Source organism: Helicobacter mustelae, assembly GCF_900476215.1.
GTDB classification, from domain to species: Bacteria; Campylobacterota; Campylobacteria; order Campylobacterales; family Helicobacteraceae; genus Helicobacter_H; species Helicobacter_H mustelae.
On sequence record NZ_LS483446.1, the window covers coordinates 1,317,936 to 1,331,096 of the forward strand.

The window sequence follows — 13,161 nt, forward strand, 5'->3', positions numbered from 1 at the left end:
AGTGCGACTAAAGTCGCACATCCAAGCAAAGCCGATGCTTACAAAATTTTAGAATCTAAACTAGATTCTATGGTCTATGCACTCTATGGCTTAAGCAGCGAAGAGATAGCAATTATTGGGGGGGGGCAATATATAGTCTTTGCGCTGTTGCTTGTGGGCGCTATCCACTCAAAGCTGCTTGATTTACTCAAGCTTTTGTGCGAGCATTTTGCATCTGAACTCAAAGAGGCTTTTTATTTCTGTGAGGGATTGAGCGTGCCGAATTATCAGTATGAAGGCAAAATTATCTATCCAAATATGGCAAAAGAATTTATTGCCCATCTTGATACACAAGGATTTTTTACCAATCAAAAATGCTTTATTTTAACGGATAATGTCAGGGATAAAGATAGATTACTCTATCTCACTGCGATTCTAAACTCTAAGACAAATTTTTGGTATTTTAAGCAAATCGGAGCAACTTTGGGGGCAAGTGGCTATGAGATGAGTAAAATTTTTGTAGAAAAACTCCCTATTCCCAAAAATCCAGATGCAAAAATCCTTACACAAATTGAGGATTTGGCAAGCAGAATCATAGAATTACGCAAATCTCTTGAAGAAATGCTAAATACACAAAAGTCAAAAGCAGAAAACAAAATAGAGACAAAAGAGGAAATCCAATCAAAAGAGCTAGAGCAAAATCTAGATTCTCTGATCTATAAGCTTTATGGATTGGATGAAGAGGAGATAAAAATCATCGAATCAGAATTCAGCAGCAAGAGAGAGAGAGAGAGATCTGAAATAATTGATAAAGTCTATCAATTAGTCCTACTCTTTATCCAATCAAGATTTGCTAGCACTGATTTCAAAATCCTAAATCCTGCGGAATCTAGTAAAACTGCTCAAAATTTAGAATCTAACAAAGTAGCACAAATTCAGCAAAATTTCTCAAGACTCCTGCAAGATCCAATTTCTGATAGAGTGTATCAGGGCAAGATTGTGTGGAATAGAATTTCGCAAGAACTTTGCTTTAGTTACGATAATAAGGGGTATATGATTTTAGATTCTATGTTCATGATAACATGCTCAAAAGATATTTTTATCAAATATCTTTTGGCTTTACTTAATTCCAGTCTTTCAAAATATTGGATAAAAAATAATGCTGCGACTTTGGGTGATGGTATTTATGGGGCAAAAATTTATATAGAAAAACTCCCTATTCCAAAAATCACACAAACCAATCAAAAAATAGTAGAACAAATCACAAGCCTAGTAGATGAGATTCTCGTAATCAAGGCAAATTGTCATTCTGAACCTGCGTTAGCAAGTGAAGAATCTCTAGGCAAAAAATCAAGGGGTTCTCAGGGCGATGTTTCGGGCATTCGCCCTCAACATGACAAATCCGACACAAGCACCTTAGAATTCTATGTTGACTCTTTGGTGTACCAACTATATAATCTCACAGACGAAGAAATCAAAATCATAGGAGGCAACAATGGCTAATATCGAATATAAGCTTTTTGGCGATATTAATTTGCAAGATACTTTTTTTGATTCCTTGAGGCAGGATTATCAAGGTTTTAATGTTGGTATGAGAAGAAAGCCTTGCAAGGTGAAAAAGCCTATATTCTGTACGAAAAAGATGAGTTGGTTTGTTTTCTGTATCTCAAAGAGGAAAACCCCCATCGACAACACAGGCATCACACACCGCCTTTGGATTCAACTAAAACTTGGATATTTTTATCAAAGCACAATTAAAACAATATTATAAAAGTAGGCAATATCCAAAAATCATCAAAATGACTTATAATGTTTCTTTTAAAAAGAGGGTGGTTTTAGGTACATTGCGCATGATTCTTGGTATAAAGCCCAACTATTGGGGATTCGTATCCCTAAATGATGATGAATTCCAGCAAACTCTAAAAGCTGGAGAGGTGAATGAAAGTATTATTATCCATTAAGCCTGAATTTGCCAAAGCCATTTTCAATGGCAAGAAAAAATTTGAATATCGTAAGGTGCTTTTTAAAAAAGAAGTTAAAACCATACAAGTCTATGTAACAAAACGAAGTTTCTTTAGAAAACAGGTGCCGCGCAGTTTCTGCAGTCAAACCTGTGGAAAAATCATCGGGGAATTTGAGATAGAGGAAATCATAGAAGGCAATCCCGCAGAAGTTTGGGAAAAGACAAAAAGACATTCAGGCATTAAAAAATCTTTTTATATGCAATATTTTCAAGATAAGCAAGTAGCCTATGCAATAAAAATCAAAAATATCAACAAATACAAAGAGCCTCTATGCCCTTATAAGGAATATGAGAATTTCACCGCCCCGCAATCTTTTAGATATATCTAAGAAATAGAAGTAGATGAAAATATTTATTCTTATTTATTCTGAAATAAAATAAACTACAACAAGGGTAGAAAATGAAAGAGCTTGACAAAAAAAGTCTAGAAAATGCAAAAATGCTCTTTGAAAGCGGAATGATAAATACCCTAGAAGTTGGTACGCTTAAGGGTTTACAAGATATTCATTATCATTTATTTAAAAATCTCTATGATTTTGCAGGGAAAATTCGAGACAAAAATATCTCAAAAGGCAACTTTCGCTTTGCAAACGCAATGTATCTCAAGGAAGTTTTAGCAGTCATTGAAACTATGCCACAAAATAGCTTTGAAGAGATTATAAGTAAATATGTAGAAATGAATATTGCTCATCCATTTATGGAAGGGAATGGAAGAAGTATGAGAATTTGGCTTGATAGAATTCTCCAAAAGCAAATCAAGCATATTGTGGATTGGCAAAATGTTGATAAATGGAAATATTTGCAGGCAATGGAGAGAAGCCCTATTAATGATTTGGAATTAAGAGTATTGATTAAAGAAAATTTGAGCAATAAGATTCATGATAAATCCCTCATTTTTAAAGGAATTGAACAATCTTATTTTTATGAAGTTTAGCACAGGATATGATAAAAATCTCAAACTTCGATACTCTCCTCAATCTTGAGATCAAAACCTCCCAGCGCATTGTATTCCCTAGAAGAAGAAGTAATTAATCGAAATCTTTTGATATTGAGGCATTTTAGCAGTTGCGCTCCGATGCCAAAATTTTTGGCCACCCCATCCCTGCTGCCTCCATCGCGCAAAAATATCAAATACCCTCCCTCTTTTCTGAGTCTCTCCACTGTGCGAAGCAAGAAATCCAGATTCTCTTTTTGCGCAAGCAGCAAATAATCATCCTGAATAATATGGAATCGCACCAAAGGTACTTCCAACTGTTCCCCATCAAAGCAAAATGCAATATGCTCCCTTGCAAAATGATCACAAAATGTCTGCTTTTGACAAGCAAGATCCATAAAGCTTGACTTTTGGCTATCTAGGAGCTGCAAAAGATTTTCATTGCGCATACGATGAGCGACAAGATCTGAGACATAGAGGATTTTGAGATTGTGTTTTTGTGCAAAATCTAACAAAAATTTATCTCCCCTGCGTGCCATGGACCCATCTTCCTTCATGATCTCACAAATCACACTTACAGGCTTTAGTCCTGCGATCTTGCACAGATCTACGCCTGCTTCTGTGTGGCCGGTGCGCACAAGCACGCCGCCTTCTTTGGCGATCAATGGGAAGATATGGCCAGGACGTACAAAATCACTAGGCACAGTATTTTCCCCACACAAGAGGCCAATGGTCATATCTCGCTCAAATGCAGAAATCCCGGTTTTTGCTGCTTTGGCATCAATAGAGACGGTGAAGGCAGTGGTGTGATTGGAGTCATTATTGGCCACCATGGGTGGCAAGTCCAGCTTTTGGGCAAGCTCCTTTGTGATACACACACAAATCAATCCCCGTGCTTCTTGTGCCATGAAATTGATTTTCTCTGGAGTGCTAAAAATCCCAGCTAGTACGAGATCTCCCTCATTTTCCCTATCCTCATCATCCATCACAATGATCATTTCTCCATTACGAAATGCCTGTATTGCCTCTTCTACCCTTTCTTGATACATCTCCTACTCCTATCTTTGGTTGATTATATTTATCTTTTTCTCGCCTTTGCCTTCCTGGCTTTTTTAGACTCTTTGACTTTTATGACTCCTTTAGTTTTTCAGGGCCATGCGTTTCTAGTCCCTTGGGGCCTTTGTGTTTTATTTACCAAGCTTGGTTTTTAGCCTATTTGAGATTTTTTGGGCCTGGCTTCTAAAACTCCCCCTGCCCCACTCCTGATTCTTTTTTGATTCTTGATGTAGTTTTTGCATTTTGGTTCGCGTTTTCCTATTTTCAAAACCCCTTAAACTTTTTCCAAGCCCCTTACTTGTTGGAATTGGCTTATGTTTTTATCTTTCAAATCCTTCTGCCAAATCACTCCTCATTTTTTCACCTAATTCTCCAAGAATTCTAGGTCTTGCATCTATTTTGATATTACCTCTTAATTCCATTTTTCATCATTTTTTTCTGAAGTGATTGTATGCAAAAAATTTGAATTTTTCCTTAATCCAGGAAAATTCGGGCTTTAGGGGAAGTTGGATTTTGCGAGAATTTGCAGGGAATGGGTCTACCAGGATTATTAAGTTGGCATTTTTTGGAAATGCGAGTTTTGGAGACGTGATAGGAAGAAATCCTAGCTATGACATGAATAATTTTGCTAGACCTTAATGCGCAAGATTTGATTGTGCCAAGATACTCAACAAACAACAAAACCCTGCAAAAGGATGCAATAGAAGAGTTTGGAGAATTTTAGCGGACTTCTTGACAAAGCTACAAAAAAATAATATACTTGCGCTTCCTTAGTACGCTAAATTATTGGGGTATCGCCAAGCGGTAAGGCAGCTGGTTTTGGTCCAGCCATTCAGAGGTTCGAATCCTTTTACCCCAGCCAACATATCGCGGGATAGAGCAGCCCGGTAGCTCGTTGGGCTCATAACCCAAAGGTCGGTGGTTCAAATCCGCCTCCCGCAACCATCTCAACACATCCCAAAAATCAAAGACTCTGAAAATTCCACGACTTCAAAAAACCTTGAAAATCTAAAATTCCACCCACGTTTAAACCCGGAAGCCTCACACTCGCAATCCAGCAAGCCCGCGCCAACAAAATCCCAAAATGCCCGCACTTAAAAAATTCTACCTGCGCATAAAAACCACCCAAAAATCCCCTCCCAAACTCCAAAATTAGCGTCCTAGAAGACGCTTTGAAAAATGCTTTAGTTTTCTCAAAGCATTTTTCAGCCTTCTGTTAGCAGGACTGCCCATCCCCTTGATTGCATTGACATCAATGACTCTGCTCTTGTCTCTCAAAAAGATATATACCCCTCCCCCTGGCACGCGCCCATAGCCTTCTGGGAAACCATAGCCATAGTCCAGCATTTTATAATTTGGATGATCAATAATGTATGCGTTGAGATGGCTTTCATCATGCCATATGGCAATGATGCCCCGGGAGAGGTCTTCTTGGATGCGTTCCTGCAATGTGCGTGCCAATGCCAAAAATGCGCCAGCCTTCCCGCCATTTGTCGAACCATACACATAAGCCTTCCCCTTGCCAAATGGCACATACGCTAAGCTTTTAGGATTGCGCTCATAGGTGAAGCATTCTGGTGATGCATCCCTAAATCCATAGTGCTGGGTCACCAAAATATCCTCTTCTATAGGCAGGAATTCATCGCCGATATGCTGGAAAAAAAGGCAGTTTGCATTGAAGAAAAAGACAAAATCAAATTCCCTCAAGGCCTCTTCTTGGCCTAAGAACATCTCAAATCTTTTTAGCGTATTAAAAGGCCAGCCAAGATTTTCCTGATAGATTTTGCGCACATCGCTTGCTTCTTCTGCATAGAGGGAATCTGCATCGGTGAATACGAAATATGTAAGCCTATGAGCGGGCAGAAGATGGACTTTAGCGCTGTCATAAAAATCCTGCCAAAAAATACTATAAGCGCCCGTACAAATATAGAGAATGGCGATTTTGTAGCACGTGGGAGAGGATTTTGGCAGAGCTAGGCTAGCTTGCTGGACGCTTTGCGCGGCTTGGGGCGTAGTCTGGCTGGATCCTGCGAAGTGAGTGTTTTGCTGGGTGTTTTGTGCGGTTGACTGCATCATCTCTTTCTTGTTTGAGTTTTAGATAAACCACAATTATACCTCCAATAAACCAAAAGATTGATTTTGATGGGCGAGATTTTTGCACGATGGGAGCAAAATTCGCTTCATGACACCAAAAAACAGCGTGCAAAAACAACGCAAAAAGCTCAATTGCATCACACAAAAACTCCTAAAGCCCTTAAAAATGATAAAACCCCTGTAAAATCCTTGCGCAACTCTAATTATCAAAATCCAAAAAGACACATCAATAACACAAACCCCAAAAAGCTCAAAAGTCCTCAGCCCTTTAAAAATCACAACCCCAAAAAAACCCTACACCAAAACCCCGCACAAAGCTAAAAGTTTAAAAATCCCAAAAAGGCGATAAAATCGCGTAAAATCCGCGCTTAAAAAAGCACTAAATCCCCCCCCCCCCGCTAAAAGCAAGCATTTTTTCCTTGAAAAAGAGCCTTGGATTGGCTAGAATCTTGAGTTTTATTTGAAGCATTGCAAGGGAGTTAGATGGATTTTAAGATTGTGCAAGTGCATGGAGGACTTGGAAATCAGATGTTTCAATACGCTTTTGCCAAGAGTTTGCAAACACATCTCAATATACCCGTGCTACTTGATACCACCTGGTTTGATTATGGCAATCGGGAATTGGGATTGCATCTTTTTCCCATCGATTTGCAATGTGCTAGTGCACAGCAAATTGCTGCTGCCCATATGCAAAACCTGCCAAGGCTAGTGAGAGGTGCGCTCAGACGTATGGGTCTAGGCAGAGTCAGCAAGGAAATCGTGTTTGAATACATGCCAGAGCTGTTTGAGCCAAGTCGCATTGCTTATTTTCATGGCTATTTCCAAGATCCAAGATATTTTGAAGACATCTCTCCCCTGATTAAGCAAACATTCACCCTGCCTCACCCCACAGAGCATGCAGAGCAATATAGCCGCAAACTCTCTCAGATTTTGGCGGCAAAAAATAGCGTATTTGTGCATATAAGGCGAGGGGATTATATGAGACTTGGCTGGCAACTTGATATCAGCTACCAACTACGCGCCATTGCATATATGGCCAAGCGCGTGCAAAATTTGGAGCTATTTTTATTTTGCGAGGATTTGGAATTTGTGCAGAATCTTGATCTTGGCTATCCCTTTGTGGATATGACCACAAGGGATGGGGCGGCGCATTGGGATATGATGCTGATGCAATCTTGCAAGCATGGCATTATCACAAATAGTACCTATAGTTGGTGGGCGGCATATTTGATAAAAAATCCAGAAAAAATCATTATTGGACCAAGCCACTGGATCTATGGCAATGAAAATATCCTTTGCAAGGATTGGGTGAAGATAGAATCCCAATTTGAGACAAAATCTTGAGCAATTTTTACGCTTCTATCCCCTGACCGCTTCTATCCCGCCAGCAAATCCCCCCCAGGCCGCGGGAAGATCCTGTGTGCATTCTAGTGCGCAAGAGGATAAAGGCCAAAGCAAAATTGCGCCAAATGGATTGCGCTGGCATAGGAGTAGCAACATCCAAAAGCGAGCGCAAGAATCATGCGCAAAAACTCTCCTGGATGGCACAACCCTAAAGTCAAGGAAATAAAACTCTAGAAAAAGAATCAATGATTAAATAATAGCCCCTATAATGGTCCTCATTCCAACAAAAAGGCAAGTTATGAAAAATCTGTTCTATGCAATCATCCTCGTGTTTGGCATAGCAGGCACGATCTCTGCAAAGGAAGGTGGAAAAGTGGTCCAAAGCAAACAGAATTTTGAAACGACATATGAAAATATAGAGAAATTTCTCAAAGAGAAAAACATCGCGATTTTTGCGGAATTTAAGCATTCTGACTGGGCAAAGGATGTGGGTGAGCCACTCAATCCCACCAAGGTAATCGTGTTTGGAAATCCAAAAGTGGGCACTGCCTTGATGAGGGAAAATCAAAAGATAGCCATCGAGCTACCCCTAAAAATCGCCATATGGCAGGATAAAAGCGGGAAGGTGTTTGTAAGTGCCACAGACATCAGAGGCATCGCGAAAAAATATGGCATAAAAAATCAAAAAGTGATTGATAATATTGCAAAACTCTTAGAACAAATCCTGCAAAATGCCACAAAATAAGCAGCTTTGGACAAGATAGAGGCGCGCACAGCCAGATAGGCGCATGGATTTGGAGCTTGCGATTGGCAACCGTGCGCACTGCGCAGGAATCGCAAGTAACACCCACTCTAAGGAACTTACAGCGCGCAAAAACTTACAAACTAAAAAACTTACTCACAGTGCTTAAAAATAGCGAGCAGAGCTCTTGCAAAGTTCTCATTTTCCAAGCTGTTTTTTGACATGCTCTTGTATCTCCTCATCATCCAGCACCTTGTCAAACTTCGCCTTAATCTCTGTTTCAAACCCCGCTTGGATCTGCTTATTGACATCTTTGATAAATTCCTCAAAATCACTATTTTTCTCTAGAAGCATATTCAGCGTCTGCACATCCATCTCCCTCTCTTTGGAACTAAGCAAGATTTTAGAGTCCAGGGTCTGCTCTTCTAGCTTGATCACCCCTATGCCAAAGCTCTGATTGAGTCGCCTAAGCTCACTCAAAACCTCCTCATCAATGTCTTCAAAAACTACCAAATACCCCTCATTGGCCCAGCTAGAATTACTTACTGTTTGGAAATAACTTTCCTTTAGATTGGAAAAATCAAGACCAATCTTGAGCTCAAAACTAAAGATTTTGTAGCTATTCTGCCCCATGTTGTGCAAAAATCTCAAGGTCTCTTTCTCATAATCCTTATAGGGAAAGTACACGCCCACGACATCAGGATAGTTCCATTTGTCCTTGCCAGAGGCTGCTTTTTTGCTTTTTTCATGATAGATGGTTTTGCATTGGAGATTGAAGTTGGGATTTTCATGGAGAAATTTCACAAGCAAGGGATGCAGATCCCTTTCATGAAATGGCCTCTTTTTTTCCTGGGTTTTCTCCTCCAATGTAGGATCGATTTTCAAATGAGGAAGCTCACTCTCCCTAGCTTTGAGCCAATAAGTAAAAGGTCTTTTGGAAGCAAAGATAAAATCCCTCTCGCCTCCTCTCTCCTGAACGTATCGCCACATCCACATCCAGAAACCCTCAATAGTTGGGTTTCTTACACTTGAGAGTTTTTTATCTAGCCCCATTTCACAGGCCCTTGTCCAAATTTCCTGACCACTCAAAGGTCTCTCTGCCTGCTTTAAAACCTCTTCTGCCAAATCTTTATAAGTCATGTTCTTCCTTTTTTTGATTTTATGAATTTTACCCAAAGGCTTGATTGAAAATCTCACCCACTATAGCCTTTGTTTGTGTCAGCGCTCCTTTTCTAAGTACTACAAGCTTGCCCTGCTATAATTAAGAGCACAAAATATTAAGGATGGTGAATGAATAACATAGACTTAAATCAAGACTTCATAGACAAGGCGTTAAAAAGGCTTATTGTTGGTGTGGACTGCAAGGATTTTCAAAGTATGGTGATAACCCAACCAAAGAAAAATCGCTATTTTGTCGCAGATAATGGCATACTCAATGCAAAGGATAAGGTTGGCGATGTTGTCTTTCTTGGCAGAATCTTGCATGGGGGAATCTATGAAAATGGCGCATATATCAGCGATGATAGGGCTTTTTCTTACGAATTTAGCGGCGATAGCCTAAAGGTTGTTTCCATTTGCACAAACCAGAGCTTTACTATCATAAACTACACGAATGGAATGCTAAATATAAGCTTAGGGAAAATCCCCACAAAAGAAATAGCCATCGTCTTATGCACGACAAAAAGCATGCAATATTATGTGGATGTGCTAAAAAGCATTGCCCCCTTTATCGGCAAATATCTCTTCAAAAACAATACCCATGCAAAGGCGAGTGTGATAGGCTTCTCAAGCCTTGATTCCAATCATCTAGGCATATCCTATGACACACAATCCCTAGAAGATTCTCTAAACCGCATCAAAACAAAGGACTCTGATACAAGAATGCTAAATCTCTCACTCATTAAGGCGATGAAAGATTTCACAAAAGACAATCACCTCAAAAAAGAAATCTACCTTATCACAGACGCAAGTGCGAGCGACCCACACAATGAACAAAAAATGCTAAGTATTACAAAGAATCTCAACCTAAATATCTCCAAAAACAGCGGTGGTAGCGATGAAAATAATGTAAAAATCCATTGCTTTTCAATTCACAAGGATCTCGACTTTCTAAAAAATCTCGCCACAATTACAAACGGGCGGTATTATCACATACAAGATGATTATAGCTTTAAAAAGACTTTGCTAACACAAATTAATGATGAAGTAGAAATTGATATGCTAGAGATAGATAAGCAAATCCGCCCAAGCAAAGCACATAAACTACCAGACCCAGATAATCCACCAAGCTAATCAAAAAATCACAAAAAGCAACCCGCTATTTTTGCGCTTTTTGCTGCGCTTGCAAGGGCGCTCCAATAGATTCCAATCTAGCCACTTCGCAAACAACCCCTACACCTCCAAAGGCCTTTTCATCATTGGGTAGAAAATTCATTCCTAAGCTTTGATGACTGGCATAAAGGATATGGGTGAGCCACTATCCCACCAAGGTCATCGTGTTGGGGAATCCAAAAGGAGGCACTGGCCTTGATGAGGGAAAATCAAGGGAGGTTTAGTGCATATTCTCTAGGATTTCAAGATTCTCTAAAATTTATTTCTTTGATGAGTAATCTTTTTTAAAGATATTTCTTTTGCTGGTTATTGGGGCTAGTCAATGTTTTATGCTTTTCCTAGCTATTTTCTGCCACTTGCCTTTTTACAAAAGCACCCCCCCTCCATCTCTTCCCTATCCATAGATTCCATTTCTAGCATGCTTTAAGTTAGCTCCTTATAGGGCATCTCATTACTGTATCAGACATCTTTTACCATCGCAGGTATTAATGCTTTGACTACGGATTAGACCTCCACTACCCATTCTATCCTCGCCTAATCCAGTGCAGTTGTATGTTGAGAGGACATTAAATGGGTTTTGATGCTCTCTTACTAAGCGCATACTTAAAAATATCTGAATCTCTCCCTCTGTTGATACAACCCTAAAAGCCTCCTCCGCATTTCTTGCTAATGAGCGCTCCAATGCTGCCCTGTAGGTTTGAAGGCTCACATTGGGTGTATTTGTAGGAATAAACAAAAGCCCCTCTGTTGTCCTTAGAATAGGCTGTGCATGTCCCGCATTTCCACCCTGCGCGTCTCTTAGATAGAGGTTGGCAATCCACAGGGTGCCAACAGGAGCATTAAAAAGTCCTCTTAAGCTCTGCATGATGGTATCTCTGGTGTTTGCAAAGCTAGAAAATTCCCATTCATAATTTGGCAGCATAACCAATGCCATAGAGTGATATGCCCTAATGGTGCGTGAGCGCAAATCCTCAAGCGACACAAGCGGAACCTCTAGCGAATCACCTATTTCTTGCAATCTGCTGCTAAGAATAAAATTACGCTGTCTAAAGGATTGAAAGGGGTTTGTATTGGGAGCAGTGTCAAAAAAGTAGCCACCACTCTCAAGGGGGCTGTTGTGGTGGCTTTGTAGTTCGGCTAGAATCTGATAGCTTTGCAATAGACAAATGCCACATCTTCCACTATGGGCATCACTCCCATCACTCGAGCTTGCAATCTGCCAAAGGCGTCTTTTCCACTCATCATTGAGGCTAAAATTTGGTGGTAAAGTGCGTTTGGAGCGGTGTTTATTGGGAGGGCAATTGCTAAGAGAATAACTAAGATTTGCATTCACAAATCGATACCAGTTTTCAATATCTGCACTAAAAAGAAAAAGCGACTTTGGCGAGCGCTTCACATCTTTTTCTAGCCGCCCTTTCTTACTAGTATAAGGCACGCCCCAATTTGGTCCATACTGAGCGATTCTTAGGAAATTCCCATCCTTATCCTTGATGGCCCCATCACTCCCACTAAGCAAGAAAAATTCCCAATATTTATTGTCTTTTTCAAGCACTTTATCGCTACAATCCTCCCACGCAACAAAGCCCCAATCCGCTTTTCCTTGCTTTGAAGTGAGGCAAACTTGAGAGCCATTTCTTTGATTGTATTGTGCTATGTGCCCATTTTCTGGGTTATACACAAACCACACCAAACTGTCCTGAAAGGACTGATTATTTTGTAGATAGTAAAGGGAAAATTGTGCATAAGAGACAAAAGACCAAGCTAGGAAAGTCTTAAGACTCAAATTCACTGCGGGATCGATTTTTTGTAACTGCTCTATGTTGCTTAAAGAGTGATCGTATTTATCTCCTTTTTTGGTGGAAATGTAGGCATACCACTTATCATCTTTCACCCTAAAGCGCGAGTCAAATGTGTGAAATCCTCCATCTTTTATAATCCACTGCTGATTTTTATCATTGATGACGCAGGGACGAAGCACAAGTCGCCCCCAGTGGCTATTGATACGCTCACCAATACCACTCACAGTAGCTGGCGCACTCATACAAAGCCATTTTGCATTCACCCTCCATGCAACCCTGCCAAAAACATCATATTGAGCTGGAGGAGCATTCTTGCAATAATCAATATACACCAAGCCCTCGCCACCGCTAAAAACAGGCCTATAGCAATATTCCTTACCATCGTGCAATTTTACTTTTATTGGCTGATTTGCAGCAAAAAGCGGCAAAAGATAAATCAAAAAACCTACAAATAAAAATTTAAAATTCATGCTAATCCTCATATTTAAAAAATGACCAAGAAATTTTATTCTTTTCAACCTTAAATACTTCTATTGCTAAAGTCTACAACTCTGCAAAGCTATTACCGGCTTTTTTATTACCCAATCATCATGCGATTTGAAGTCACGCTTACACAATAGCCCCTAAAGCTTGTATCGCCACACCATTTATGATGTTTTTTCACACAAAGCACTACATCCTCTCAAGCTCCATAGATTCTGTATGGCTTTTATCATCGCAATAAGCTTTGAATTCAAGGTTATCATCCTAGTTTTGAGAATTGTGCGACATTATAAAGTGGGGAAGTGATGGGCGGTGCGCATTGTGCTTTTCTTGATTTTTTAAAGCGTTTTCTGCCTTATCAGGCATTCCAATATTT

The 13,161-nt window shown here is 39.9% G+C and carries 13 protein-coding genes and 2 tRNA genes; 11 read left to right on the forward strand and 4 right to left on the reverse strand.

Annotated features, from left to right (window positions below; genetic code table 11):
* Positions 1-69 precede the first annotated feature (69 nt).
* The 4 genes from DQN48_RS07845 to fic all read left to right on the forward strand — a co-directional run bounded on the left by DQN48_RS07845 (position 70) and on the right by fic (position 2,936).
* Entirely contained in the window at positions 70-1,482 is a 1,413-nt protein-coding gene (locus DQN48_RS07845; RefSeq protein ID WP_425348501.1) for a TaqI-like C-terminal specificity domain-containing protein, read from the forward strand.
* Positions 1,475-1,750: a hypothetical protein gene (locus DQN48_RS06320; RefSeq protein WP_041913188.1), complete on the forward strand. Its 276-nt coding sequence runs from the start codon at positions 1,475-1,477 to the stop codon at positions 1,748-1,750. Before DQN48_RS07845 ends, DQN48_RS06320 begins: the two co-directional genes overlap by 8 nt.
* Before the next feature lie 167 nt (positions 1,751-1,917).
* Positions 1,918-2,331: a hypothetical protein gene (locus tag DQN48_RS06325; protein ID WP_013023525.1), complete on the forward strand. Its 414-nt coding sequence runs from the start codon at positions 1,918-1,920 to the stop codon at positions 2,329-2,331.
* Between the two features lie 71 nt (positions 2,332-2,402).
* Positions 2,403-2,936 carry a protein adenylyltransferase Fic gene (fic, locus tag DQN48_RS06330; RefSeq protein ID WP_013023526.1) on the forward strand — a complete coding sequence of 178 codons (534 nt, stop codon included), beginning with the start codon at positions 2,403-2,405 and terminating at the stop codon, positions 2,934-2,936.
* Positions 2,937-2,956: 20 nt separating this feature from the next.
* On the opposite strand, the gene DQN48_RS06335 is transcribed toward fic, so the two are convergent.
* Complete coding sequence (locus tag DQN48_RS06335) at positions 2,957-3,985, reverse strand: bifunctional 3,4-dihydroxy-2-butanone 4-phosphate synthase/GTP cyclohydrolase II (protein WP_013023527.1); 1,029 nt, start codon at positions 3,983-3,985, stop codon at positions 2,957-2,959.
* Between the two features lie 469 nt (positions 3,986-4,454).
* Here DQN48_RS06335 and DQN48_RS07705 point away from each other — a divergent pair, with 469 nt between their 5' ends.
* The 3 genes from DQN48_RS07705 (at position 4,455) to DQN48_RS06350 (ending at position 4,937) form a co-directional block, all read left to right on the forward strand.
* Entirely contained in the window at positions 4,455-4,631 is a 177-nt protein-coding gene (locus tag DQN48_RS07705) for a hypothetical protein (protein ID WP_158303474.1), read from the forward strand.
* A 148-nt stretch (positions 4,632-4,779) separates the two neighbouring features.
* Positions 4,780-4,854, forward strand: a tRNA-Gln gene (locus tag DQN48_RS06345).
* 6 nt (positions 4,855-4,860) lie between these two features.
* A tRNA-Met gene (locus DQN48_RS06350) sits at positions 4,861-4,937 on the forward strand.
* A 207-nt stretch (positions 4,938-5,144) separates the two neighbouring features.
* On the opposite strand, the gene DQN48_RS06360 is transcribed toward DQN48_RS06350, so the two are convergent.
* Positions 5,145-6,068 carry a family 6 glucosyltransferase gene (locus DQN48_RS06360; RefSeq protein WP_081441298.1) on the reverse strand — a complete coding sequence of 308 codons (924 nt, stop codon included), beginning with the start codon at positions 6,066-6,068 and terminating at the stop codon, positions 5,145-5,147.
* 63 nt (positions 6,069-6,131) lie between these two features.
* Between DQN48_RS06360 and DQN48_RS06365 the strand changes: the two genes are divergently transcribed.
* The 3 genes from DQN48_RS06365 (at position 6,132) to DQN48_RS06380 (ending at position 8,175) form a co-directional block, all read left to right on the forward strand.
* Positions 6,132-6,407, forward strand: a complete 276-nt coding sequence (locus DQN48_RS06365; protein WP_145980444.1) for a hypothetical protein — start codon at positions 6,132-6,134, stop codon at positions 6,405-6,407.
* Positions 6,408-6,569: 162 nt separating this feature from the next.
* Positions 6,570-7,430 (forward strand): alpha-1,2-fucosyltransferase, encoded by an 861-nt coding sequence (locus tag DQN48_RS06370; protein ID WP_013023529.1) that lies wholly within the window; start codon positions 6,570-6,572, stop codon positions 7,428-7,430.
* A 298-nt stretch (positions 7,431-7,728) separates the two neighbouring features.
* The gene (locus DQN48_RS06380) at positions 7,729-8,175 is read left to right on the forward strand and encodes a DUF302 domain-containing protein (RefSeq protein WP_013023530.1); all 447 of its coding nucleotides are present in this window, start codon (positions 7,729-7,731) and stop codon (positions 8,173-8,175) included.
* A gap of 195 nt (positions 8,176-8,370) precedes the next feature.
* Here DQN48_RS06380 and DQN48_RS06385 read toward each other — a convergent pair whose 3' ends face one another.
* Entirely contained in the window at positions 8,371-9,312 is a 942-nt protein-coding gene (locus DQN48_RS06385) for an HTH domain-containing protein (protein ID WP_013023531.1), read from the reverse strand.
* A gap of 150 nt (positions 9,313-9,462) precedes the next feature.
* Here DQN48_RS06385 and DQN48_RS06390 point away from each other — a divergent pair, with 150 nt between their 5' ends.
* The gene (locus DQN48_RS06390; RefSeq protein WP_013023532.1) at positions 9,463-10,464 is read left to right on the forward strand and encodes a VWA domain-containing protein; all 1,002 of its coding nucleotides are present in this window, start codon (positions 9,463-9,465) and stop codon (positions 10,462-10,464) included.
* Positions 10,465-10,954: 490 nt separating this feature from the next.
* On the opposite strand, the gene DQN48_RS06395 is transcribed toward DQN48_RS06390, so the two are convergent.
* A complete protein-coding gene (locus DQN48_RS06395) occupies positions 10,955-12,772 on the reverse strand; it encodes a DUF1561 family protein (RefSeq protein WP_013023533.1) in 1,818 nt (605 codons plus the stop codon).
* Between the last annotated feature and the right edge of the window lie 389 nt (positions 12,773-13,161).